This window comes from Nonomuraea antri, assembly GCF_013283785.1.
GTDB classification, from domain to species: Bacteria; Actinomycetota; Actinomycetes; order Streptosporangiales; family Streptosporangiaceae; genus Nonomuraea; species Nonomuraea antri.
Genome location: NZ_JABCPZ010000096.1, coordinates 12500 through 37283, shown reverse-complemented (window position 1 = coordinate 37283; position 24784 = coordinate 12500). Strand labels below are relative to the sequence as shown.

The following is a 24784-nucleotide window of genomic DNA, read 5'->3' as shown; positions in this document are numbered from 1 at the left end:
GAGCATTCCCGGCGAGGACGCGGTCTCGCCGCCCGACAAGCACTCGCGGCCGAAGCAGCCCGGCCGGGCGACCGGGAAGCCCGTCATCCGCCCGGGTGCGGGCCTCTCCCGGTAGGGGTCGTCAGCCGCGGGCGGCGCGGCGGGTCAGGTCGGCCCAGACCTCGGTCACCCGATCGTCCAGCTCCGCCAGCGGCCCCTCGTTGACGATCACGATGTCGGCCGCCGCCAGCCGCTCCGCACGGCCCGCCTGGGCGGCGATGCGGGCCCTGGCGTCGTCGGCCGGCATGCCCCGGTGCTCGGCCAGGCGGGCGATGCGCACGTCGTCGGCGGCGTCGACCACGATGACCACGTCGTACATGGGGGCCAGCTTGTTCTCCACCAGCAGCGGCACGTCGTAGACCAGGATGGCGTCGTCGGGGGCCTGGCTCTGCAGGGCCGCCACGCGCTCGCCCACCAGCGGGTGCACGATCGCGTTGAGCGCGGCCAGCCGCTCGGAGTCGGCGAAGACGATCGAGCCGAGCTTCTCCCGGTTGAGCGAGCCGTCGGGGCGCAGCACCTCCTCGCCGAACGCGGCCACCACCCGGGCCAGCCCGGGCGTGCCGGGTTCGACCACCTCACGCGCGATCTTGTCGGCGTCGATCACGACCGCGCCCATGGCCGACAGCCGCTTGGACACCTCGCTCTTGCCCGACCCGATGCCGCCGGTGAGCCCAATCTTCAGCACCGGCAAAGCCTATCGGCCCCGGGGGCGGCCCGGATCAGCCCGGGATCGGCGCGGGATCGGCGCGGGGGCGGCCCGGTGGCGGCGCGGTGGCGGCGCGGTGGCGGCGCGGGGGCGGCCCAGGGTCAGCCGGGGATCAGGCCGTGGACCTGCGCAGGTGGATCAGCGTCAGGTGGTCGTCCATGCGCTCCCTGCGCGTCTCGCGGTAGCCGAGCCGCCGGTACAGCCGCAGGTTGCCGTCGGACAGGTGCCCGGTGAACAGGTCGAACGCCGTCGCCTGCGGCACGTGCTCGTGCAGGGCGGTCAGCAGCGCGGTGCCCAGGCCCTGGCCCTGCCGGTCGGGCGCCACGACGAGCCTGCCGACCAGGCACGTGGCCCCGGCCAGCTGCCCGCGCACCGCCGCGACCACCCGGCCCTGGTCGGCGGCCTTGAGCACCATGGACGTCTCGATCGCCTTGCGCACCTGCTCCAGCGACTCCACCAGGGGCGGGATGTACGGGTCGCCGTAGAGCTGGGCCTCGCTCACGTACGCCGCCCGCTGCAGGGTGAGGATCTCGCCCGCGTCCGCCGCCACCGCCCGTTCGATCTGCACGTGCGGCACCTTACTTCATCGGCCCATCCCGGCGCCGAGTTCGCCTCGGCAGGTCGTGCCTGGGGCGGGCAGCATGCCGTTCACCAGGTAGTCGTGCACGCGGGTGCGCAGGCAGGTGGCGCGCAGCCGGCCGGTGCCCTGCCGCAGGTAGGCGTCGTGGCCGTCGCCGTGCCACAGGACGGCCGCGCCGGGGACGCGCCCGGCCGCGTGCGCGGCGCCCGCGGCGGGGGTGTCGAGGTCGAGCTGCCCGATGCCGATCAGCACCGGCGGCACCTGGCCGATCACGGGCACGTGCGGCCGCCAGACCGGTCCAGGGGCGACGCCGGCGCACTGGGCGATCACCTGGCGTCCCGCGGTCCAGCCCACGCGCGGCGCCGACTGCCGCAGCCGCGCCTCGATGGCCGTGAGCTGCCGGTAGGCCGGGACGTCCGGCAGGAAGTCGTGGCAGTACGTGACCCGTTCCACCGTCCCCGGCGGCGTGACGGGCTCCGGTCCGGCCAGGGCGGCCAGCCCCTTGGCGTCACCCTCCCTGGCCTGGGCCAGCGCCCGGGCGAGCTGTGGCCATTTCGGCTGGTTCAGCCCGGCGGCGACGGCCACGGCCAGGCCGCGCCCGCTCACACCCCGTCCTGGACCTGCCGACAGCGGGGTGCGCCGGCGCAGCCGGTCGAACACCTCGACGGCGTCCTGGTCGCCCAGCGGGCAGCCGAGCGTGCGGGTGCACCAGTCGCGGAAGCGGGTGAACTGGCGTTCGACGGCCACGGCCCGGGTCAGCAGCCGGCGTCCCAGGTCGGGCTCGGTGTGGTCGGGCACGCCTTCCAGGTACATCCGGTGCACCCGGGCGGGGAACAGCTCCAGGTACGCCTGGCCGTACACCGCGCCGTAGGAGTTGCCGAAGTAGCGCAGGCGGGGTTCGCCGAGCGCGGATCGTACGGCGTCGAGGTCGTGGGCGCTCTGCCGGGACGTGAGCCCCGCGAACGCGGTCCCGGCGGCGGTGCGGCAGCTCCTGTCGTAGGCCGCGTTGTCGCGGGCGTGGCGGCGCCAGGCGGCGCGCCCGGGCGCGAGTTGCGGCCGCGCCGGGTCGGGGGCCGCCTGGGCGCAGCCCACCAGGACGGGGCTGCCCCGGTCGCCGAGCCCGCGCCCGTCCATGATCACGACGTCGAACCATCTGGTCAGCTCGCCCACCAGGTCGGGCTGGGCGCGCACGGCCTGGATGGAGGAGCCTGAGCCCAGGTTGGCCACCAGGGTCCCGATGCGGCGGCCGGGGTGCTGAGCGGGCATCCTGGCCACGTCCACGCCGGTACGGGGGCCGCGGGGGCGCCGCCAGTCGACGGGCACGCTCAGCCGCGAGCACTGCAGCCGGTCGCCGCAGTCGCGCCAGAGCAGGCCCGGCGCGGGCACCGCCTGGGACGTGGCCGCCACAGTGACCTGCCGGTCGCCCCGGGTGGAGGACCAGGAAGGGGTCGGGGCCGTGGCGGCCAGCACGAGGGCCGTCACGGCGATCGTCCAGGTACTCCGTGTGACCGTGCCCACCCGCGTCGCCCTCCGATGATCGGCGGCCGGGCCCTGCACTGCCCGGCCTTCCTGCCATGCGGCGCAGGCAAGTCTGTCAGCGCGGGGCACCGGGGGCGGGAGGGTTCGCGATGACGCTGAGTAAAATCTCGCGAACCGACCGTTCCCACTCGGCCGTTTCCGGTCTGGCTGTTCCCGACCCGCCGTTTCCGGCCAGCCGTCCCCGACCGGCCGTTCCCCGTCCGGACGTCAGGCCAGCGCGCGGAAGAACGCCCGCACGCCCGCCACCAGCGACTCCGGCACCGCCATGGCCACCATGTGGCTCGGGCTGTGCGCGTCGCCCCAGTACCTGAGGTCGTTCTTCCTGGCGGCGATGCGCCGGAACACCTCGGGCCCGCCGTGCGTCGCCCCGGACGGCACCACGTCCTGGTCGATCGGCATCCCCGCGGCGCCTTCGTAGTACGTCCACGACGACGACCCACCGGTCCCGGTCAGCCAGTACAGGCTGGCGTTGGCGAGCACCAGGTCACGATCGAGCTCGACGGCCTGCTGCCACCCGTCGAACTCCTTGAACCGCTCCACCAGGTAGGCGAGCTGCGCCACCGGCGAGTCGGCGAACCCGTACGCCAGGGTCTGCGGCCTGGCCGCCAGGTAGGGGCCGTAGCCGCTGCCGCCGGTGGTCCAGGCGGTCAGCTCGGCCAGCGTGGCGAGCTCGTCCTCGCTGAACCCGTCGAGCTCGCCCGGCTCGCCCTTGGGGATGCCGAGCCCGCCGGTGATGACGGCGCCGACGACGTGCTCGGCGTCCAGTGCGGCCAGTTGCTGCGTCACCAGCGCGCCGGCGTCGTTGCCCTGCGCGCCGTAGCGCTCGTAGCCCAGGCGGGCCATCAACGTGGCCCAGGTGCCCGCCACCCGCTCGACGCTCCACGGCCGCTCATCGGCCGGCTCGGGGAACGGCGAGAACGCGAACCCGGGCAGCGACGGCGCCACGACGTGAAAGGCGAGGTCAGGGTCGAGCCCGTGCGCGCGGGGGTCGCTCAGCGGCCCGATGACGTTCAGCAGCTCGACGACCGAGTTCGGCCAGCTGTGCGTGATGATCAACGGCACGGCGTGCGGCTCGGGCGAGCGGGCGTGCAGGAAGTGGATCGTCTGGCCGTCGATCTCGGTGGTGAACTGCGGGAAGGCGTTGAGCCTGGCCTCCTGCGCCCGCCAGTCGAACTTCTCGGCCCAGTACTCGGCGAGCTCGCGCAGGTAGTCGACGGGCACGCCGCGATCCCACCCGCCCGGCAACGCCCGCGCCCACCTGGTGCGCCGCAGCCGCTCGCGCAGGTCGTCGAGGTCGGTCTGGGGGATGTCGATGCGGAAGGGCTTGATCTCGTTCATGTGAGAAACCCTAGGCAGCAATGCGGAACGATCGCTTCCGCAATCCCTCGAACGCCGAGGTTTTTCACGGACGTCCGAGGAGCACACCGCAGTGCCCCCGGTCCCAGCGGACGCGACACGCGCCATACCACCTCCGCCGACGCACACCGGTTGATCGCGGACGCCACCGCCAACACCGACCCGCGCCACCGCGGACCCGCGCTTCTGACCGGTTCGGGTGTCCCGGCCGGCGCCGGGAACGCGAGAAGCCCCGCACGGTTTCCCGTGCGGGGCTTCTCGTTACTACTGACCGGTCGAACTACCAGCCGAGCTTCAGCTCTGACCGCCGGCGAGCTTCTCGCGCAGAGCCGCGAGAGCCTCGTCGGAGGCGAGGGCGCCGCTGGCCGGAGCCGACGACGAGGAGCTGCCCGAGGGGGCCTGCGTCTCGCCGCTGTAGGACGAGGGAGCAGCCTCGCCCGCCTCGGCCTCGGCCTTGCGAGCCTCCTCGATCTGCTTCCGGTGAGCCTCGAAGCGCTGCTGGGCCTCGGCGTACTGCCGCTCCCACTCCTCGCGCTGCTTGTCGAAGCCCTCGAGCCACTCGCCCGTCTCCGGGTCGAAGCCCTCGGGGTAGATGTAGTTGCCCTGGTCGTCGTAGGTGGCCGCCATGCCGTACAGCGTCGGGTCGAACTCGACCTCGGCGCCGACGCCCTCGTTGGCCTGCTTCAGCGAGAGGCTGATGCGGCGACGGTCGAGGTCGATGTCGATGATCTTCACGAAGATCTCGTCGCCGACCTGGACGACCTGCTCCGGAATCTCCACGTGGCGCTCGGCCAGCTCGGAGATGTGGACCAGGCCCTCGATGCCCTCCTCGACCCGGACGAACGCGCCGAACGGCACCAGCTTGGTGACGCGGCCCGGCACGACCTGGCCGATCTGGTGGGTGCGGGCGAACTGCTGCCACGGGTCTTCCTGCGTGGCCTTGAGCGACAGGGAGACGCGCTCGCGCTCCATGTCGACGTCGAGGACCTCGACCGTGACCTCCTGGCCGACCTCGACGACCTCGGACGGGTGGTCGATGTGCTTCCAGGACAGCTCGGACACGTGGACCAGACCGTCGACGCCACCCAGGTCCACGAAGGCACCGAAGTTGACGATCGAGGACACGACGCCCTTGCGGACCTGGCCCTTCTGGAGGGTGTTGAGGAACGTCTGGCGAACCTCGGACTGGGTCTGCTCGAGCCAGGCACGGCGCGAGAGGACCACGTTGTTGCGGTTCTTGTCGAGCTCGATGATCTTCGCCTCGAGCTCGCGGCCGACGTACGGCTGCAGGTCGCGGACGCGGCGCATCTCGACCAGGGACGCCGGGAGGAAGCCACGGAGGCCGATGTCGAGGATGAGACCACCCTTGACGACCTCGATGACGGTGCCGGTGACGATGCCGTCCTCGTCCTTGATCTTCTCGATCGTGCCCCAGGCGCGCTCGTACTGAGCACGCTTCTTGGACAGGATCAGGCGGCCCTCCTTGTCCTCCTTCTGGAGAACCAGGGCCTCGACGTGCTCGCCGACTTCCACGACGTCAGCAGGGTCGACATCGTGCTTGATCGAAAGCTCGCGCGAGGGGATGACACCCTCGGTCTTGTAGCCGATGTCGAGAAGAACCTCGTCTCGATCGACCTTGACGACGGTGCCCTCGACGATGTCGCCGTCGTTGAAGTACTTGATGGTCTCGTCGATCGCGGCGAGGAAGGCTTCCTCGGACCCGATGTCGTTGACCGCTACCTGCGGGGTGCTCGAGGTGGCCTCAGTGCTGGACGTCATGTGTGGAATTGCTCCGAACGCGGACAGATGTCGATGTGGCGATGCGCGGCAGGCCCTCTTCCGCATCAAGCCGAGGAATTACGACATCGACGTGACCGAGCGCGAGCCCGCTCCGTCTGAGGCGCGCGCGAGCCCACAGCGCAGCGATCAGCATATGAGACCATCGCCACGGGGTCAATCCGGGGAGGCATCAGTAGGCGTTGACCTGGGGTCTCCGCTTGGGGTCGATATTACCCCGCAGTTTCCCCGGGATGGAGATCCGCTCGGGGTCGCCGTCGGAGACGTAGCGCTCACCAGGGTGCTTGCGCAGCCATTCCAGCCAGTACTGCGAGCACCACTTGCGGCACTCGCCCTGCTTGCCGTTGCTCTGGATCCGCTGGATCGCCCCGCGGTCGAATTTTTTCGCGTAGGGCGAAAGCGACGGCTCGGCCCCGGCCAGGAACACGCCCGCGAAATCATAGCGCGTCCCGTCCCAGGAGCCCTTCAGCGCCGCCTTGCGCGAACGCGGCGGCACGCCGTACGGCAGGGCCAGGGTCTTGGCGGGGCCGGCCCCGAGCTTCGCCAGCATCCGCTCCAGCCGGACGATCTGCTCGCGCACCTTCTTGGTCTTCAGCCAGCGCAGGTTCGGGTGGCCCCAGGTGTGGTTGGCCACCTCGAAGCCGTGGTCGAGCAGCCAGCGCACGGCCGCCGTCTGGGCCTTCCTGTCGCGCAGCCCGAACGGGTAATGATTGACCCACATCGTCGCCACGGGCCTGAACCCGGGGTGTCGCCGGGCCACGTCCATGATCACGCCGACCGCGGTGTCGGGCTTGGGGTTGCCCGCGGCGTCGAGCGCGAAGTGGCTGGAGTGGCCGTCGTCGAAGGTCAGCACGACGGGCGACTTGCCGGCCGGGATCCCGATCTGGCCGGTGGCGTACTCGCGCGCGGTGACCGGCACGTACCCCTGCCTGGCCAGCGTCTCCAGCTCCTTCCTGAGCTGGGCCGGCGTGCGGTCGATGGAGGCCAGCCGCTTGGGCAGGATCCGGTGGTACATCAGGATCGGCACCAGGCCGAGCTCGTTGGCCTTGACCTGCCTGGCGAACTCGGGGGTGGCCACCACGCCGGGCGGCTCTCCGGTGGCCTGCGGCCTGGCCTGCTCCCCCGGCGCCGCGGGCTGCTCGCTCTTCTTCGCCGCCGTGGTCGCGGGCTGCGGCCCGGCGGACGGCAGGAGGATGAGCCCGATGATCGCCACTGTCACCACCACCACGTTCGCGGCGCCGATGATCCGCGTGAGGGGCGCTTTCGTCCGCACAAAACTCCCGGCCAACTCAGGGAAAGTACCCACAGGGTAGTCCAGAACCACCCGTATGACGGCAGGACCGCGCCGTCGGGGCGAGCCGCCTACTTCATCATGTTTCGGTAAAGCTCTGGTCATGCCTGCCCGGGTGCCGGCGGGTAAACCTCCGGGCATGACGGTCCCGCCGCACCGAGGGCGCGGCGGGACGGGGTCACGCGGGTCAGTGCCCGGCGTCCTCCCAGGTACGGCCGACGCCGACCGAGACCTCCAGCGGGACCCGCAGGTGGTAGGCGGCGTTCATCTGGTCGCACACGAGCTGCTTGAGCGCCTCCAGCTCGCCCGGCGCCACCTCGAACACGAGTTCGTCGTGGACCTGCAGCAACATCCGCGAGGCCAGGCCCTCCTCGCCGATCGCCTGGCGGACGTTGAGCATGGCGACCTTGATGATGTCGGCGGCCGAGCCCTGGATGGGGGCGTTGAGCGCCATCCGCTCGGCCATCTCGCGGCGCTGGCGGTTGTCGCTGGTGAGGTCGGGCAGGTAGCGGCGGCGGCCCATGATGGTCTCGGTGTAGCCGTCGGTGCGCGCCTGCTGGACGATGGCCTGCAGGAAGTCGCGGACGCCGCCGAACTCGGTGAAGTATTCCTCCTTCAGCGCCCGCGCCTCCGACACCGGGATGTTGAGCTGCCCGGACAGCCCGAAGTCGGACAGCCCGTAGGCCAGGCCGTAGTTCATGGCCTTGATGCGGGCGCGCAGCTCGCCGTCGATCTGCTCGGGCGGCAGGTCGAACACGCGGGCCGCGGTGGCCTGGTGGAAGTCGTGGCCGGACTCGAAGGCGGCGATCAGCGACTCGTCGCCCGACAGGTGGGCCATGATGCGCAGCTCGATCTGGCTGTAGTCGGCCGTCAGCAGGGTCTCGTAGCCCGCGCCGACGACGAAGCCCTGCCGGATGCGGCGGCCCTCGGCGGTGCGGATCGGGATGTTCTGCAGGTTGGGCTTCTCCGACGACAGCCGGCCGGTGGCCGCCATGGTCTGGTTGAACGTGGTGTGGATGCGGCCGTCGTCGCCGATCTCCTTGATCAGGCCCTCGACCGTGGTGCGCAGCTTCTGCTGGTCGCGGTGGCGCAGCATGATCGTCGGCAGCTCGTGCTCGGTCTGGGTGGCGAGCCAGGCGAGCTGGTCGGCGTCGGTGCTGAAGCCGGTCTTGATCTTCTTCGTCTTCGGCAGGTTGAGCTTGACGAACAGGATCTCCTGCAGCTGCTTGGGCGAGCCCAGGTTGAACTGCTCGCCGACGGCCCGGTGCGCCTCCTCCACGGCGTGCTTGACCGCCGCGCCGAACTCGGCCTCCAGGCCGGCGAAGTATTCGCCGTCGACGGCGATGCCGGCCCGCTCCAGCTCGGCCAGCACGCTCAGCAGCGGCAGCTCCACGTCGGTGAGCAGCTGGGTGCCGCCGCGGGCGGCCAGGAAGGTCTCCAGGGACTCGGCCAGCTCGCGCACCGCGTGGGCGCGCAGCGCGAGGTCCTTGGCCGGGGCGTCCTCATCGTCGCCGAACAGCGTGCCCTGGCCGCTCTGCTCCTCCTCGGCGCGCAGGTCGCGGTGCAGGTAGCGGCGGGCCAGGTCCTCCAGCGCGAACGTGCGCTGGCCCGGCATGGCCAGGTAGGCGGCCAGCGCGGTGTCGCAGGTGAGCCCGCGCAGCTCCAGGCCCTGGGCCCACAGCGCCAGGATCGGGCCCTTGGCGTCGTGGACGGCCTTGGGCCTGGCGTCGTCGGCCAGCCAGGCGCGCAGCGCGGCCTCGTCGGCCTCGGTGAGCTTGGTGGGGTCGATGTGCGCGGCGGTGCCGTCGGGCGAGGCGACGGCGATGCCGTCGATGCGGCCGGTGCCGCTGCCGTAGGCGCCCTTGAACGCCAGCCCGGCCCGGCCCGCGGGCATCGCCGACAGCCAGCCGGCCACCCGGTCGGGGCCGAGGATGACGGTCTCGACCTCGAAGCCCTGGTCGGGCTCCTGCTCGCCGGTGCCGAGCGTCTTGAACACGCGCTCGCGCAGCTCGCCGCGGATCTGCAGGGTGTCGAACAGCTTGTTGACCTCTTCGCGCTCCCACGCGCCCTGCTGGAGCGCGCCGAGCTCGACCTCGAGCGGGACGTCGCGCAGCAGCTGGGTCAGCCGGCGGTTCATCAGCACCTGGGCCACGTGCTCGCGCAGCTTGTCGCCGACCTTGCCCTTGACCTCGTCGACCCGGTCGACCAGGGCGGTCAGCGAGCCGAACTCGCGCACCCACTTGGCGGCGGTCTTCTCCCCGACGCTGGGGATGGACAGCAGGTTGTCGCTGGGGTCGCCGCGCAGGGCCGCGAAGTCGGGGTATTGAGCGGGGGTGAGGCCGTATTTCTCCTGGACGGCCTCGGGCGTGAACCTGGTCATGTCGCTGATGCCGCGCCGCGTCATCAGGACGGTGACCTGTTCGTCGACCAGCTGGAGCGCGTCGCGGTCGCCGGTGACGATCAGCACGCTCATGCCCTGGCCCGCCGCCTGGGTGGCGAGCGTGGCGATCAGGTCGTCGGCCTCGAAGCCCGCCTTGGACAGCCGCGGGATGCGCAGCGTGTCGAGCAGCTCGAAGATGAGCTGCATCTGACCGCGGAAGTCTTCCGGCGTCTCGCTGCGGTTGGCCTTGTAGTCGGCGTACTCCTCGTGGCGGAACGTCGGCTCCGACCGGTCGAAGGCCACCGCCACGTGGGTCGGCTGCTCGTCGCGCAGAATGTTGGTCAGCATCGAGGTGAACCCGTAGACCGCCTCGGTGTGCTGACCGTCGGTGGTCATCAGGTTGGCGTCTTTCAGCGCGTAGAACGCGCGGTAAGCCAGGGAATGCCCGTCAAGCAGCAGCAGGCACGGGCGGCTGGGGGTCACTTCACTCTTCGGCACACACGCAGCCTAGTCTCCATCTCCGACAGAAAACCCGAGCTCGGAAGAGTGGAGGCATCCCCTTGACGCAGACAGACCCAGCCATCGCCGCGGTGCTCGGCGACATGCACGCAGGCACGCTGGCGGAGCGGATGGGCATCGAGTTCCTGGAGGCCGGTCCGGAGCGGGTGGTGGGCCGCATGCCCGTCGCGGGCAACACCCAGCCGTACGGGCTGCTGCACGGCGGCGCCTCGGTGGTGCTGGCCGAGACGCTGGGCTCGGTGGCCGCGGCCATCCACGCGGGGCCCGAGCGGATCGCGGTGGGCATCGAGATCAACGCCACGCATCACCGCTCGGCGACGGCCGGATTCGTGACCGGGGTCGCCACCCGGCTGCACGGCGGGCGGACGCTGGCGACGTACGACATCGAGATCACCGATGAGCAGGGACGACGGGTCTGCACCTCACGTCTCACGTGCATGCTGCGCGACAAGTGACCCGTTAATTCCTTCGGTTCCCCCTTTGCACACGGCCCCCGCGGGTCGCTACGGTGGTCCGAACAGAGCCCGCGGGGAGGCCCAGTAGATAACGTGTCAGGCCCCCGGCGTATGGGGAGATGTTTCCGCATACGGACGAGGAAAGCCCTACATGGCCCCAAAGGCCGCCTCGCGGGCTCGTCCATGCTTTTCCGGGGATCGTTATCGATTCTTTTCCGTGACCCGCCAGGCGTCTCGGCTCATTTAGCCCCTGACCTGCCGTCTTGTTTCCTCACATGAGTGACACACACATGTCACTAATTGGTGACGAACGATACTGAACCGGGCGTTGCCGGAATAAGCTCCCGCAAACAGCATCCCAGTTGTGCCTGCGATGCCCATGTGTCGAGATGGAGGGGCACAACCCCGCCTTGACCTACCTGAGGGAGCACCATTGCGCAGAGCCGTGATCGCGTTCACGGCCTTCCTGGGTGGACTCGTTCTCCTGCTGGCCTCCCCCGCATCTGCGGCGGCGGACCAAAGCTTGAGAGGGACACTCAAACTCCAAGGCCAGCCAGTGAACGGCGTGAAAATCGTCGTGACCACCGAGGGCGGACAACCCGTTCAGGAGGTCACCACCAACGCCCAAGGCACATGGGAGGTCCCGGTCGACGAACCGGGCAAGTACAAGGTCACCCTGGACGTCAGCACGTTGCCGGCCGACGCGGAGATCCGCGGCGGAAACAACGTCCGCACCCCGGTGGTCTACGAGGGCAACCCCTCCACGGTGCTCTTCGCCCTGCAGCCCAAGGCCGCGCCCGGAGCGGCGCCGCAGGAAGAGGCGGGAACCAGCTTCTGGGACCGGGCGGCCCAGCTCACCTTCGAGGGCCTGAACCTGGGCCTGATCATCGCGCTGGCCGCGCTCGGCCTGTCGCTGATCTACGGCACCACCGGCCTGACCAACTTCGCCCACGGTGAGCTGGTCACGCTGGGCGCCATCCTGGCCTTCTGGTTCAACACCGGGACCTTCGGGTTCGAGCTGCACCTCATCCCGGCCGCGATACTCGCGGTGGCGGTGGCCGGCGTACTCGGATACGGGCAAGACCGATTCTTCTGGGGCAAGCTGCGCAAGCGCGGCACCGGCATCATCGCCATGATGATCATCTCGATCGGTCTCGCGCTGTTCATGCGCTACATCTTCCTGATCCTGTTCGGCGGCCAGAACGAGTCGTTCGCCCAGTACACCGCGCAGGCGGGCATCCAGGTCGGCCCCATCTCCGCGGCTCCGAAGAACTTCGTCGCGATGGGCGTCGAGCTCCTGGTCCTGGTCGTGGTCGGCATCGCGCTGCTGCGCACCCGCACCGGCAAGGCCGCCCGCGCCATCTCCGACAACCCGGCGCTCGCCGCCTCCTCCGGCATCAACGTGGACCGGGTCATCCGCATCGTGTGGGCCGTCGGCGGCGCCATCGCCGCGCTGGCCGGTGTCATGCTCGGCATGTCGCAGAGCCTGAAGTACACGATGGGCCAGGACATCCTGCTGCTCATCTTCGCCGGCGTCACGCTCGGCGGGCTCGGCACCGCGTTCGGCGCGCTGGTCGGCTCGCTGGTGGTCGGCCTGTTCATCCAGGTCTCCACGCTGTGGGTGCCGCCAGAGCTCAAGAGCGTGGGCGCGCTGGGCGTTTTGATCGTCGTGTTGCTCTTCAGGCCGCAGGGCATCCTGGGCCGCCGCGAGCGGATCGGCTGAGGGGGAGCTCACCATGGACTGGATCGTCATCCTAAGCACGACGCTCAAGGCGATCATCGGCGCGGAGACGGTGATCTACGGACTGGCCGCCATCGGCGTCAACATCCACTTCGGCTACACCGGCCTGCTCAACTTCGGCCAGGCGGCGTTCATGGCCGTGGCCGGCTACGGCCTGGCCGTCACCGTGACGGTGATCGGGCTGCCGTTCTGGGTCGGCATCGTGGTCGGCCTGGCCGCCGCGGTGCTCCTGGCGCTCGTCATGGGCGCGCCGACGCTGCGCCTGCGCGCCGACTACCTGGCCATCGTCACCATCGCGGCGGCGGAGATCATCCGATTGATCTTCCGCTCGGTGGAGTACAAGGACGTCTTCGGCGGCTCCGACGGCCGGCGCGGCTTCACCGACGGCTTCTACGCGCTCAACCCCTACCCCCAGGGCGAATACGGCTTCAACCTCTTCAACGTGCCGCTGTTCTTCAACCACCGGGTGATGTGGCTGCTGACCGTCGGCTGGATCCTCATCGCGATCTCCTGCGGCATCGTCTACCTGCTGATGAAGAGCCCCTGGGGCCGCGTGCTCAAGGCCATCCGCGAGGACGAGGACGCCGTGCGCAGCCTCGGCAAGAACATCTTCTCCTACAAGATGCAGTCGCTCGTGCTCGGCGGCGTCATCGGCTCGCTGGCCGGCTTCATCTACGGCCTGTACTACACCTCGGTTCAGCCCGACGTGTTCGGCACCGAGACCACCTTCTTCGCCTACACGATCGTCATCCTGGGCGGCGCGGCCCGCGTGTTCGGCCCCGTCGTCGGCTCGATGATCTTCTGGTTCCTGCTCGTCCTGGTCAACGGCGTGCTCAGCGAGGCGGTGGGCGCGGGTCTCATCCCGTTCATGTCCAGCTTCCAGGTGGGTGCGGTGCGCTACGTCCTGGTCGGTCTCGGCCTGATGCTGTTGCTCATCTTCCGGCCACAGGGCATCTTCGGTGACAAGAGGGAGATAGCAATCGATGCGCGCTGAAAGCACGACCACCGACCGCAAGGCGGCCGCCCTGGCCGCCTTCAAGGACCTGGACCGCGAGCCCGGCGTGCCGAAGCCCGATCCGATCCTGGTCGTCGACAACGTGGTGCGACGCTTCGGCGGACTGACCGCCGTGGAGGTCGAGCACGTCGAGATCCAGCGCGGCTCCATCACCGCGCTGATCGGCCCCAACGGCGCCGGCAAGACCACGTTCTTCAACCAGCTCACCGGCTTCGACACCGCCGACTCCGGCCGCTGGACGTTCAACGGCCGCGCCATGAACGGCGTGCCCGCGCACAAGGTGGCCCGCCTGGGCATGGTCCGCACCTTCCAGCTCACCAAGGCCCTGTCCAAGCTGACGGTGCTGGAGAACATGCGCCTGGGCGCGCAGGGGCAGCGGGGCGAGAACTTCTGGAGCGCCCTAGTGCCCGGCCTGTGGCGGGCGCAGGAGGACGAGATCACCGAGCGCGCCGAAGAGCTGCTCACCCGGTTCAAGCTCGACGCCAAGCGCGAGGACTTCGCCGGCTCGCTGTCCGGCGGCCAGCGCAAGCTGCTGGAGATGGCCCGCGCGCTCATGGTCGGCCCCGAGCTGGTCATGCTCGACGAGCCGATGGCCGGCGTGAACCCGGCGCTGACCCAGTCGCTGCTCGGGCACGTGAAGGACCTGCGCGAGCAGGGCATGACCGTGCTGTTCGTCGAGCACGACATGGACATGGTCCGCGACATCAGCGACTGGGTGATCGTCATGGCCCAGGGCAACGTGATCGCCGAGGGCCCGCCCGACACGATCATGTCCGACGAGCGGGTCATCGACGCCTACCTCGGCGCGCACCACGACGCGCCCCTCTCGGACACCGAGCTGGAGGCGCAGCTGCACGAGGCCGAGGCGGCGCTCGAGGCCGAGATCGAGGAGGAGACGCAGAAGTGAACGCCGTCCCCGAGTCCAAGGCGGCCGTCACCGACCGCAGCGCGCACCTGGAGGGCGCGGCCGAGGCCGTGCTCAGGTGCGACGAGCTGATCGCCGGCTACCTGCCTGGCGTCAACATCCTCAACGGCTCCGACCTGTACGTCCGCCAGGGCGAGCTGATCGGCATCATCGGCCCGAACGGCGCCGGCAAGTCGACCCTGCTCAAGGCCATGTTCGGGCTCGTCAACATCCGCAGCGGCACGGTGCTGCTGAAGGGTGAGGACATCACGAACATGAAGGCGCACTCGCTGGTCTCCCGCGGCGTGGGCTACGTGCCGCAGACGAACAACGTCTTCCCCAGCCTCACCATCGAGGAGAACCTGGAGATGGGCGCCTTCCAGGTGCCCGGCAAGTTCAAGGAGCGCTTCGAGTTCGTCGCCGAGCTGTTCCCGGCGCTGAAGGAGCGGCGCAAGCAGCGGGCCGGCTCGCTGTCCGGCGGTGAGCGCCAGATGGTGGCCATGGCCAGGGCGCTCATGACCGAGCCCTCCGTGCTGCTGCTGGACGAGCCGTCGGCCGGTCTGTCGCCGAAGCTGCAGGACCTGGTGTTCATCCAGGCCCAGCAGATCAACAAGGCGGGCGTGACCGTCATCATGGTGGAGCAGAACGCGCGGCGCTGCCTGCAGATCTGCCACCGCGGCTACGTCCTCGACCAGGGCCGCAACGCCTACACCGGCACCGGGCGGCAGCTCGCCAACGACCCCAAGGTCATCGAGCTGTACCTGGGCACGCTGGCCAAGGCGTAGCACACCCCTCCGGCGCGAAAAGGGGCTCCCGTCACGGGAGCCCCTTTTCTGCGTGTGCGCGACCGTTTTGAATGGGCGCTGTGAAACGTTTGGCGACTCTCGTGCTGCTGCTGCCCCTCGTGACCGCCTGCCAGGGGGACGACGCCTCGACCGGCAAGTACAGCACCGGCGGCGACCCGTCCGACAGCCCCTGCTCCCGCGTCGTGTCCGCCATCGGCTACGCGGGACTGATGCTGGAGCCGGCCGGCGGCGAGGACCGGCAGAACTTCGAGAACGCGCTGGTGGGCCGCTTCTCCGAGCTGCGGGGCATCACGCTGGAGTTCGGCGACCGGCTGCCCGCCGCACTCAGGACGGCCGTCGCGACGGTCAAGGAGACGACCGAGGAACTGGCCAAGCCGAGCACGCCGCGCGAGCGGCAGGTGACGCTGCTCAAGCGCTACCGTCCCGCGGCCGACCAGATCGTGGCGGGCTGCGAATAGCCACGGCCGTGGCGGGCGGCGAATGGCCCCAGAAGCCCGCGAAACGGCCGTAGCGGGCACGCGAAAGGGGCCCGGTCGCGATGACCGGGCCCCAGGTGTTCACCGGGCGAGGACGCCCTCAGGCGGCTGGATCAGCCGGCGATGTTGCCGGTGCGGTACTCCAGCGCCTTGGTGGCGTAGCGGTTGTCGTCGCCGTACTGGTAGATGCCGATGGTGGCGACGGCCGGGTCACCGGCCTCGTTGAACTCGACAGGACCGCTCACGCCGTCGTAGTCGATGTCCTTGCCGGCCTTCAGCAGGTCGATGCACTCCTTGAAGTTCTTGCACTTCTCCCCGCCCTTGCTGACCTCGGCCAGCTTGGCGGCGATGTCGACGCCCGCGTCGCTCTTGGCGGCCTCGGCGGCCAGCGCGATCAGGTTCGCCGCGTCGTAGGACTCGGGGGCGTAGCTGAAGTCCTCGAGCTTGGAGTTGATGCCCTTCAGCTTCTCCTGGAACTCGTCAGGAGAGGCGGCGCCGGGGATGGTGCCCTTGACGCCGGTCAGCGTGCCCTTGGGCATCTTGAGGTAGTTGGTGTTGGACGTGTTGCCGTCGACCATGTACCACTTGTGCTTGCTGGCGGGCATGCCCTGCTTGACCAGCTCCTGGACGACCTTGGCGGTCTCCTCGAAGCCGATCAGCACGATCGCCTTCGGGTTCTTCGCCTTGAGCTTGGCCACGTCCGCGGAGAAGTCGGCGGCCTTCGGGTCGTAGTCGACGCGCTCGACCACTTCGGCGCCGCCGTCCTGGACGGTCTTGGCCACCTGGTCGGCCAGGCCGGTGCCGTAGGAGTCCTGCATGGCCATGATGCCCACGGTGTCGCTGCCGTCGGCGATGATCAGGTCACCGAGCACGCGGCCCTGCAGCTTGTCCGGCGGCGAGGTGCGGAAGTACAGGCCCTTGTCGCTGATCGTGGTGAACTTGTCGGAGGTGTTGGCGGGCGAGAAGTGCACCGCGCCGGCACCCGTGATCTTGTCGATGACCGACTCGGACACCGAGGACGACGCCGCGCCGATGATGGCGTCGGCCTTCTGCGCCAGCAGCTTGTCGACCGACTGCGAGGCGATGTTGGTGGTGGTGTCGCCCGAGTCGGTGTCGAACTTGACGACCGGCTTGCCGAGCACGCCCCCGGCCTCGTTGATCTCCTTGAGCGCCAGGTCGACACCGGCGAACTCAGGCGGGCCGAGGAAGGCCAGCGAACCCGTCTGGGGCAGCAATGTGCCAAGGGTCAGCGTGCCGTCGCCCTTGGCCGCCGGCGCCGAAGTGGCCGGCGCGCTGGACCCGCCAGCGGTGGGCGATGCCGGCGCGGCAGTGTCGCTGCCGCCGCCGCAGGCTGTCAGGGCCAGGCTCGTGGCGGCCACGACAGCCAGCGCCCGCCCCATAGGAGCAATGCGGATCATGAAGTGTCTCCTTCATCTCCAGGCCGGGATCCGTCAGCAGCCGCCGAGCGTTCCCGATCGAATGACGGAAACGTACAAAATCGCCGCGTGTTCCAACCAGGTCCGGTGTTGAACTGTCGGCACTTGGATGCGGAGTCGTAATCAGTCCTCAACTTACGGACCTGGGGAAGCACGCCTAATGTGCTCTCGTGAGGCGTATTACGGTCACATTTGTCATGGTGGTCTCGATCACGGGTTGCGGCGCCGCGGCGCAGCCTTCGCCGCCCCCGGTGAACCCGCCGCCCGGGGTATCGGTCGCGCTGCACCAATGGCGTTCCGACGAACCGGTGCACCAGTTGCAAGTGGCCGTCACCAATACCGGCGACAAGCCGGTGCATTTCGCCGACCTTCAGCTGATCACGCCGTCCTTCGAAACCCTCCCGCCGCAGCGGGCCGACGCGATCATCGGCCGCACGCCCAGGACCGACCTGCCCATCAAGTACGGCGCGGCCAGGTGCTCGCCGCAGGGGCTGCCCGAGCTCCAGGCGGCGACGGTGGTGGCCCATCTCAGCACGGACGGCGGCGCGCCGCGCAAGGTCGTCTTCCCGGTGCCGCACCCCGACCCGCTGCTGAGCAGGCTGCTGCGCGACGAGTGCGCGGCGTACCTGATCAAGCAGGCCGCCACCATCGAGTTCGGCGCGGAGTGGACGCGGGTCGGCAAAGCCATGCGCGGCAACCTGGTGCTGACCAGGCGCGGCGCGGGCACGGTGGCCGTCAACGAGGTGGGCGGCACCACCCACTACATCGTGACCCCGGACGCGAAAAGCCGCCCCCTGGTGGAACTGGGGGCGGCCGAGCAGCGGGCGGAGCTGCCGATGGAGCTGTCGCCAGGCCGATGCGACGGCCACGCGTTCGCCGAGGCCAAGAAGGCCTTCCTGTTCCCCGTCCGGGCGAGCGTGGACGGGGGCGAGGAACGGGTGATCATCGTGGTGCCGCCCAAGCCGATGCAGGACCGGTTCCTGCGCTACGCGCAGGAGGTCTGCGGCCTGGGCGGCTGAGCCGCTTAGCCGTCGATGCTGCCGGTGCGGTACTCCAGCGCCTTGGCGGCGTAGGTGTTGTCCTCGCCGTACTGGTAGACGCCGATCGTGGCGGTGGCGGGGTCACCGGCCTCGTTGAACTCGATCGGGCCGCTGACACCGTCGTAGTCGATGTCCTTGCCCGCCTTGAGCAGGTCCGCGCACTCCTTGAAGCTCTTGCACTTCTCGCCGCCCTTGCTCACCTCGGAGAGCTTGGCCGCGATCGAGGCGCCGCTGTCGTCCTTGGCCGCCTCGGCCGCCAGGGCGGTCAGGATGGTGGCGTCGTACGACTCGGCCGCGTAAGTGAAGTCCTTCAGGTCGGGGGCGACCTTGGCCAGCTGCTCACGGAAGGGGCCGGGGGCCTCGGCGCCGGGGATGGTGCCCTTGACGCCGGTGAAGGTGCCCTTGGGCATCTTCAGGTAGTTGGTGTTCGACATGTTGCCGTCCACCATGTACCACTTGACCTTGTCGGAGGTCAGGCTCTGCTTGACCAGCTCCTGGATGACCTTGGCGCCCTCCTCGAAGCCGATCAGCACGATCGCCTTCGGGTTCTTCGCCTTGATCTTGGCCACGTCCGCGGAGAAGTCGGCCGCCTTGGGGTCGTAGTCGACCCGCTCGACGACCTCGCCGCCGCCGTCCTGGACGGTCTTGGCGATCTGGTCGGCCAGGCCGGTGCCGTACGAGTCCTGCATGGCCAGGATGCCGACCGTGTCGTTGCCGTCGGCCACCACCAGGTCGCCGAGCACGCGGCCCTGCAGCTTGTCCGGCGGCGCGGTGCGGAAGTAGAGGCCGTTGTCCTTGATGGTGGAGAACTCGTCGGCGGTGTTGGACGGCGAGAACTGCACCACGCCCGCGCCCGTGACCTTGTCGATCACCGACTTCGACACCGAGGAGGACGCGGCGCCGATGATGGCGTCGGCCTTCTGGCCGAGCAGCTTGTCGACCCCCTGGGCGGCCAGGTTGGTGGTGGTGTCACCGGAGTCGGTGTGGATCTTGGTGACCGGCTTGCCGAGCACGCCGCCGGCGTCGTTGATCTCCTTGACCGCCGTGTCGACGCCCGCGAACATGGGCGGGCCGAGGAACGCCAGCGAACCGGTCTGCGGCAGCAGGCTGCCGATCGTCAGGGTGCCGTCGCCCTTCGCCGCCCCACTGGTCGCCGGGGCCGCCGACGAGGACGCCGCGGCGGGCGCGGAACTCTGCGAGGCGGTGGTGTCGCCGCCGCCACCGCCACAGGCCGTCAGGGCCAGGCTCGCCGCGGCCGCGACGGCCAGCATGCGTCCCGCTGGAGCAATGCGGATCATAAAAAGGTCTCCCCTTATCTCAACGAGGGAACGATCTCCCTCGCTGCGTTTCACGAGCTCAGCATGCCCCTCCCGGGGAGAGATGTGGGGTTCTTACCGGTCTTTTATGCTGATTCGTAATGTCCCAATCACCCTGGGTAATGGAACGTTTCATGAGAGTTACGGCCACGCCATAAAAGGATCTCCCCCGATCCCGAAATGAGATGAGACCGGAGGAGGAATGTCCACAATGTGGGATGGGGCTAGCCGGTGATGTTGCCCTGGCGATATTCGAGCGCCTTGGCGGCGTTGAACTTGTTGTCCTCGCCGTACAGGTAGACGCCGATGGTGGCCACCGTCGGGTCGCCCACGTCGTTGAAGTCGACCGGGCCGCTCACGCCGTCGTAGTCGATGTCCTTGCCCGCCTTGAGCAGATCGACGCAGGCCTTGAAGCCGTCACACTTCTCGCCGCCCTTGCTGACCTCGACGAGCTTGCCGGCGATCGCGGTGCCGGCATCGGACTTGGCCGCCTCGGTGGCCAGCGCGATCAGCGTCACCGCGTCGTACGACTCGGCCGCGTAGGTGTACTCGGCCAGGTCCTCCCGCACCTCCAGCAGCCGCTTCTGGAACGCCGCGGGCGCCGCCGCGCCGGGCACGGTGCCCTTGACGCCGGTCAGCGTGCCCTTGGGCATCTTCAGGTAGTTGGTGTTGGAGGTGTTGCCGTCCACCATGTACCACTTGTGCTTGTCGGCCGTCAGCCCCTGCTTGACGAGCTCCTGCACCACCTTGGCGGTCTCCTCGAACCCGATCAGCACGATCGCCTTCGGATTCTTCGCCTTGAGCTTGGAGACGTCGGCGGAGAAATCGGCCGCCTTCGGGTCGTAGTCGACCCGCTCGACCACCTCGGCGCCACCGGCCTCGGCGGTCTGGGTCACCTGGTCGGCCAGTCCGGAACCATAAGAGTCCTGCATGGCCAGGATGCCGATGGTGTCGTTGCCATCGGTCACCACCAGGTCACCCAGGACCCGCCCCTGAAGCTTGTCCGGCGGCGAGGTGCGGAAGTACAGCCCTCTGTCGTTGATCGTGGTGAACTTGTCGGAGGTGTTGGCCGGCGAGAAATGCAGCACCCCGGCACCCGTGATCTTGTCGATCACCGACTCCGACACCGACGAGGAGGCCGCGCCCACGATGGCGTCGGCCTTCTGCGCCAGCAACTTGTCCACCGACTGCGAGGCGATGTTGGTGGTGGTGTCGCCCGAGTCGGTGTCGAACTTCTCGACCGGCTTGCCAAGTACGCCGCCGGCCTCGTTGATCTCCTTCAGCGCCAGGTCCACGCCGGTGAACATGGGTGGCCCCAGATACGCCAGCGAGCCCGTCTGCGGCAGGACCGTGCCTATCTTCAGTGTGCTGTCGCCCTGGGCGGCGGACTGCTGCGGCGGCTGCACGGAGGCGGACCCCGTGGCGCCCGGGGTCGTGCCCCCGCTGTTACACGCCGCCAGCGCCAGGCACGCAGCGGTAGCGGCGACCAGCGCGCGGGAATTACGGATCATCGAAGCGTCTCCGTTCAATGAGCGGACTCTCCGTCCGCCCATCAGCATGCGTCGGGACGCCTGCGCCGCCAGAACCCGAAGCCGGTTGGATGCCTAGTCGTGACCGGCTCACAACCCACGGGGGCGAATCAGCTGATAATGGGCTTTTTCACGCCCGCTCGGCCGCGTCGTCTATAACGATCTGAGCAACCTCCCGCATGCTCAGCCGCCGGTCCATCGACGCCTTCTGGATCCACCGGAACGCCTGCGGCTCGCTCCAGCCGTGCTGAGACATCAACTGACCCTTGGCCCGCTCGACCAGCTTCCTGGTCTCCAGCCGCTCCGACAGGCTGGACACCTCCGAGGCCAGCGCCACCATCTCCTCGTGCCTGCTGACCGCCATCTCGATCGCCGGCACCAGGTCGGCCTTCGTGAACGGCTTGACCAGGTAGGCCATCGCCCCGGCGTCCCTGGCCCGCTCGACCAGATCACGCTGGGAGAAGGCGGTCAGGATGAGGCACGGCGCGATGCGGTCGGCCACGATCCGCTCGGCCGCCGAGATGCCGTCGAGCACTGGCATCTTCACATCCAGGATCACCAGGTCGGGCCTCAGCTCGGCGGCCAGCCTGATCGCCTGCTCACCGTCACCGGCCTCGCCCACGACGACGTAGCCGTCCTCCTGGAGCATCTCCTTGAGATCGAGGCGGATCAGCGCCTCGTCTTCCGCGATCACCACTCGCCGCTGCGTACTCACGAGCAGAAGAGTACAGATGTCCGGTAGATTAGATCCACGCTGGCACCCGGCCCGTTCCCTCCTGGGCGGTAGGGTGTTCCAAAAGATCCGGACAAGTCCGGAAATTCGGCCGGAATGATGGAATGGCAGACATGGACGCCTCAAAAGCGTCTGCTCGAGAGGGCGTGCGGGTTCGAATCCCGCTTCCGGCACCGATCGACTCGAGACTGTCGGTGGCACTCGCCACACTGATCTCATGCACTCGCGCGAAACGGTGGCCCGTGCCCTCCGCCTGTCGGCCCAAGGGCTGATCGACCGGGAGGTCGCCGCGCTGTGCGGTGTCTCCATGGGCGCGGTCGTGCCTGTCCTCGCTGCCACGGCCGCCCGCTCGACGACGTCGCCTACGCCCACCTGCTCGGGCTCTACCTGGGAGACGGACACATCGTCCGCTGCAGGAACGACGTGTTCCAGCTCTCACTCTTCTGCGGTGACGCCTATCCCGGGCTGATCGAGGAAGCCGCAGCCGTGATGGCGGGCGTCATGCCGGCCTCGTCGGTGAGCCGCCGCCGGCGCCGAGGCTGCACGGAGGTCAAGAGCTACTCCACGCATTGGCCGTGCTTGTTCCCCCAGCATGGCCCGGGCATGAAGCACACCCGTGAGATCAAGCTCGCGGACTGGCAGCCCCGCTACATGTTCAAGAACGAATCCGCCGACATTCTCGCGCTCTGCGGTCAGGGGCTCGACCTGCTCGGAGTCGCCTGGCGCTACAACAACCGCAACGAGCTGTCGGTGGCCAGGCGGGAGGCCGTCGAATTGCTCGACGCTCACGTCGGCGCCAAATACTGACCCCTATCAGGGCACCGGTCCCGCGTCGTCGAAGAAGCCGCCGGTCGGGCCGTCAGGCGGGAGGGTGACCAGGCGGATGATGATCGCCGCGCCGTCCTCGGCCGTCCTGGTGATCGGGAACGGCAGGTCCTTGGTGAAGTCCGTGGCGCAGGCCCCGGGCGCCGCGGCGTTGACCAGGATTCCGTCCGGGCGCAGCTCCTTGGCGTACTGCACGGTCAGCGCGTTCAGCGCGGTCTTCGACGGCGGGTAGGCGGCCTGGGCGGGCAGGGCCGACAGGTAGTGGCCGGGGTCGCTGTGGTGCGCCAGCGAGCCGACGCCGCTGGAGACGTTCACGACGCGGGCCGCCGGTGCGCGTCTGAGCAGGGGCAGCAGCGCGTTGGTGACGGTGAGCACGCCGATGACGTTGGTCTCGAACACGGCGCGGACCAGGTCGGCGGGCGTCCTGCTCGGCGGGGTCTCACGGGCCGGGTCGTGGCCGGAGATGCCGGCGTTGTTGACCAGTACGTCCAGGCGGCCGAAGCGCTCGGCCATGTGGGCGGCGGCCGCGGTGACGGTGGCGGGGTCGGTGACGTCGAGCTCGACCGGGTGGGCGGCTGAGCCGATCCTGGCGGCGGCGGCGCGGCCGTCGTCCGGGTCGCGCGCGCCGAGCACGACGGTCGCGCCCGCGGCGGCGAGCCCGGCGGCCACAGCGAAGCCGATGCCCCTGGTGGCCCCGGTGATCAGGGCGATCGTGGAGTTGTCCATGATCGAAGCCCATCATCGGCGCGGCTGTCGCGGCCAACACCGGCTGGGTACGCGGTCATACCCTGACGGTATGGAGACGCGTGAGCTGGCCTATTTCACCGCCGTCGCCGAGGAGCTGCATTTCGGACGGGCGGCGGAGCGGCTGGGGATGGCGCAGCCGCCGCTGTCGCGGGCCATCCAGAAGCTGGAGCGGCGGCTCGGGGTGACGCTGTTCGACCGGTCGGGACGCCGGTTGGCCCTGACACCGGCCGGCGAGGTGTTGGCCAGGGAGGCGGCCAAGGTGCTCGACGCGGTGCGGGCGGCGACGGTGCGTACCCGCAGGGCGGGGCTGGACGAGCCGCGGCTGGTGGTGGCGGTGAAGCCGGGTGGCGACGGCGGGCTGCTGCCCGACCTCCTGCGGGCCTACGCCGGGCATCCCGACGCGGTCGAGGTGGAGCTCGCGCTGTGCGGGGTGGCGGAGCGGGCGGCGCTGCTCCGCGACGGCACCGCCGACGTGGCGTTCCTGCACAGCCCGCATGAGGACCTGACGGGGTTCGACACCGAGCCGCTGGTCGTGGAGGGCGCCGTGGCGGTGCTGGCGGCCGATCATCGGCTGGCCGGGCGGCCCTTCCTGCGGCTGGCGGACCTGGACGGCGATCCGACACCGCGCTGGCCGCGCGTGCGGCCCGACCGGGAACGGCCCGACCGTGAACGGCCCGACCGTGAACGGCACGACCGGGAACGGCACGACCGTGAGGGGCCCGACGACGACGTCGAGCCCGGGCGGTTGATGCAGCTCGTCGCGCTCGGCCGGCTGGTGGCGGTGGCGCCGGAGTCGGTGCGTGAGCAGGTGCGCCGGGATCTGGTGTGCGTGCCGGTGGCCGACGCGCCGCCGACGACCGTGGTGCTGGCCTGGCCGGAAGGGGCGCGCTCGCGGGCGCTGGCCGCGTTCGTGCTGACCGCCGCGCAGGTGGCCGAAAAACGTGCGACCGAAACGCGGGCGGCCGAAGCGCAGATGGCTGAAGCGCGGGCGGCCGAGGTGGGCGTGACCGACACCAGGGTGGCCGGGCGGCAAAACGGGGGCAAAGACCGCCGGGGCCGGGAGTAGGCGGCTGCAAGATCGGTGATGAATCCGGTCAAGGGAGGTGGGGCGGATGGCGTTGAGCGTGGCGGAGCGTGAGGCGTTCCTGGCCGGGCCGCACATCGCGGTGCTGGCCGTGGACGCGGGAGACGGGCGGGGCCCGCTGACCGTGCCCGTGTGGTACCACTACGCGCCCGGCGGAATGCTGGAGTTCCTGACCGACGGTGATTCGCGCAAGGCCCAGCTGGTCAGGAAGGCCGGGCGGTTCTCGGTGCTGGTGCAGCGGACGAGTCCGACGTACCGGTACGTGTCGGTGGAGGGGGCGGTGGTGGCGTCCGGGCCGACGACGACGGCGCAGCTGACCCGGATCTCCGCCCGTTACCTGCCGCCCGACGCCGTCGCCGGATACGTCCACGGGTCGGACCTGCAGGCGCTGGTGACGTTCGCGATGCGGCCGCAGCGCTGGCTGTCGGCGGACCTGGGCGCGCTGGGCTGAGCGCGGGAACGGTATTTTG

Annotated in this window: 22 protein-coding genes and 1 tRNA gene; 11 read left to right on the top strand and 12 right to left on the bottom strand. The window is 69.6% G+C overall.

From position 1 onward, the window contains the following. Positions 1-121: 121 nt before the first annotated feature. The 7 genes from coaE to polA all read right to left on the bottom strand — a co-directional run bounded on the left by coaE (position 122) and on the right by polA (position 10186). The gene (gene coaE / locus HII36_RS28285) at positions 122-724 is read right to left on the bottom strand and encodes a dephospho-CoA kinase (RefSeq protein ID WP_173526303.1); all 603 of its coding nucleotides are present in this window, start codon (positions 722-724) and stop codon (positions 122-124) included. A 133-nt stretch (positions 725-857) separates the two neighbouring features. Continuing rightward, positions 858-1313: a GNAT family N-acetyltransferase gene (locus HII36_RS28280; RefSeq protein ID WP_173526302.1), complete on the bottom strand. Its 456-nt coding sequence runs from the start codon at positions 1311-1313 to the stop codon at positions 858-860. 15 nt (positions 1314-1328) lie between these two features. Continuing rightward, on the bottom strand, positions 1329-2807 hold the full coding sequence (locus tag HII36_RS28275; RefSeq protein ID WP_173526301.1) for an alpha/beta fold hydrolase: 1479 nt from the start codon (positions 2805-2807) through the stop codon (positions 1329-1331). Between the two features lie 264 nt (positions 2808-3071). Then, entirely contained in the window at positions 3072-4202 is a 1131-nt protein-coding gene (locus HII36_RS28270; RefSeq protein WP_173526300.1) for an epoxide hydrolase family protein, read from the bottom strand. Positions 4203-4514: 312 nt separating this feature from the next. Continuing rightward, entirely contained in the window at positions 4515-5999 is a 1485-nt protein-coding gene (gene rpsA / locus HII36_RS28265) for a 30S ribosomal protein S1 (RefSeq protein WP_173526299.1), read from the bottom strand. A gap of 190 nt (positions 6000-6189) precedes the next feature. Then, positions 6190-7290, bottom strand: coding sequence for a polysaccharide deacetylase family protein (locus HII36_RS28260; RefSeq protein WP_328807933.1), 1101 nt, complete (start codon positions 7288-7290; stop codon positions 6190-6192). Between the two features lie 205 nt (positions 7291-7495). After that, positions 7496-10186 carry a DNA polymerase I gene (polA, locus tag HII36_RS28255; protein ID WP_173526297.1) on the bottom strand — a complete coding sequence of 897 codons (2691 nt, stop codon included), beginning with the start codon at positions 10184-10186 and terminating at the stop codon, positions 7496-7498. Between the two features lie 104 nt (positions 10187-10290). On the opposite strand from polA, the gene HII36_RS28250 reads away from it, so the two are divergent. From HII36_RS28250 to HII36_RS28225, 6 genes are all read left to right on the top strand, one after another. Further along, on the top strand, positions 10291-10662 hold the full coding sequence (locus tag HII36_RS28250) for a PaaI family thioesterase (protein ID WP_173526306.1): 372 nt from the start codon (positions 10291-10293) through the stop codon (positions 10660-10662). A gap of 565 nt (positions 10663-11227) precedes the next feature. Then, the gene (locus HII36_RS28245) at positions 11228-12385 is read left to right on the top strand and encodes a branched-chain amino acid ABC transporter permease (RefSeq protein ID WP_328807932.1); all 1158 of its coding nucleotides are present in this window, start codon (positions 11228-11230) and stop codon (positions 12383-12385) included. A gap of 13 nt (positions 12386-12398) precedes the next feature. Beyond that, positions 12399-13397 (top strand): branched-chain amino acid ABC transporter permease, encoded by a 999-nt coding sequence (locus tag HII36_RS28240; RefSeq protein WP_173526295.1) that lies wholly within the window; start codon positions 12399-12401, stop codon positions 13395-13397. Further along, a complete protein-coding gene (locus HII36_RS28235) occupies positions 13387-14325 on the top strand; it encodes an ABC transporter ATP-binding protein (protein ID WP_217370060.1) in 939 nt (312 codons plus the stop codon). Before HII36_RS28240 ends, HII36_RS28235 begins: the two co-directional genes overlap by 11 nt. Beyond that, positions 14322-15107, top strand: a complete 786-nt coding sequence (locus HII36_RS28230; protein WP_173526294.1) for an ABC transporter ATP-binding protein — start codon at positions 14322-14324, stop codon at positions 15105-15107. The genes HII36_RS28235 and HII36_RS28230 overlap by 4 nt, the downstream gene beginning before the upstream one ends. Before the next feature lie 80 nt (positions 15108-15187). Then, positions 15188-15586 carry a hypothetical protein gene (locus tag HII36_RS28225; RefSeq protein ID WP_173526293.1) on the top strand — a complete coding sequence of 133 codons (399 nt, stop codon included), beginning with the start codon at positions 15188-15190 and terminating at the stop codon, positions 15584-15586. A 131-nt stretch (positions 15587-15717) separates the two neighbouring features. Here the strand turns inward: HII36_RS28225 and HII36_RS28220 are convergent, their stop codons facing one another. Then, positions 15718-17022 (bottom strand): ABC transporter substrate-binding protein, encoded by a 1305-nt coding sequence (locus tag HII36_RS28220; protein ID WP_173526292.1) that lies wholly within the window; start codon positions 17020-17022, stop codon positions 15718-15720. Between the two features lie 215 nt (positions 17023-17237). Between HII36_RS28220 and HII36_RS28215 the strand changes: the two genes are divergently transcribed. Beyond that, positions 17238-18059 (top strand): hypothetical protein, encoded by an 822-nt coding sequence (locus tag HII36_RS28215; protein ID WP_173526291.1) that lies wholly within the window; start codon positions 17238-17240, stop codon positions 18057-18059. Between the two features lie 5 nt (positions 18060-18064). Here the strand turns inward: HII36_RS28215 and HII36_RS28210 are convergent, their stop codons facing one another. From HII36_RS28210 to HII36_RS28200, 3 genes are all read right to left on the bottom strand, one after another. After that, on the bottom strand, positions 18065-19378 hold the full coding sequence (locus HII36_RS28210; RefSeq protein ID WP_173526290.1) for an ABC transporter substrate-binding protein: 1314 nt from the start codon (positions 19376-19378) through the stop codon (positions 18065-18067). Between the two features lie 242 nt (positions 19379-19620). Next, the gene (locus HII36_RS28205; protein WP_173526289.1) at positions 19621-20907 is read right to left on the bottom strand and encodes an ABC transporter substrate-binding protein; all 1287 of its coding nucleotides are present in this window, start codon (positions 20905-20907) and stop codon (positions 19621-19623) included. 148 nt (positions 20908-21055) lie between these two features. Further along, positions 21056-21640: an ANTAR domain-containing response regulator gene (locus HII36_RS28200; RefSeq protein ID WP_328807931.1), complete on the bottom strand. Its 585-nt coding sequence runs from the start codon at positions 21638-21640 to the stop codon at positions 21056-21058. A gap of 108 nt (positions 21641-21748) precedes the next feature. Between HII36_RS28200 and HII36_RS28195 the strand changes: the two genes are divergently transcribed. After that, positions 21749-21831, top strand: a tRNA-Leu gene (locus HII36_RS28195). A 121-nt stretch (positions 21832-21952) separates the two neighbouring features. Further along, entirely contained in the window at positions 21953-22465 is a 513-nt protein-coding gene (locus HII36_RS28190; protein WP_236003944.1) for a hypothetical protein, read from the top strand. Positions 22466-22471: 6 nt separating this feature from the next. Here the strand turns inward: HII36_RS28190 and HII36_RS28185 are convergent, their stop codons facing one another. Next, positions 22472-23209, bottom strand: coding sequence for an SDR family NAD(P)-dependent oxidoreductase (locus HII36_RS28185; RefSeq protein WP_173526288.1), 738 nt, complete (start codon positions 23207-23209; stop codon positions 22472-22474). Positions 23210-23279: 70 nt separating this feature from the next. Here HII36_RS28185 and HII36_RS28180 point away from each other — a divergent pair, with 70 nt between their 5' ends. Continuing rightward, positions 23280-24296 carry a LysR family transcriptional regulator gene (locus HII36_RS28180; protein ID WP_173526287.1) on the top strand — a complete coding sequence of 339 codons (1017 nt, stop codon included), beginning with the start codon at positions 23280-23282 and terminating at the stop codon, positions 24294-24296. A gap of 46 nt (positions 24297-24342) precedes the next feature. Next, positions 24343-24765, top strand: coding sequence for a pyridoxamine 5'-phosphate oxidase family protein (locus HII36_RS28175; protein WP_173526286.1), 423 nt, complete (start codon positions 24343-24345; stop codon positions 24763-24765). Positions 24766-24784: the final 19 nt, after the last annotated feature.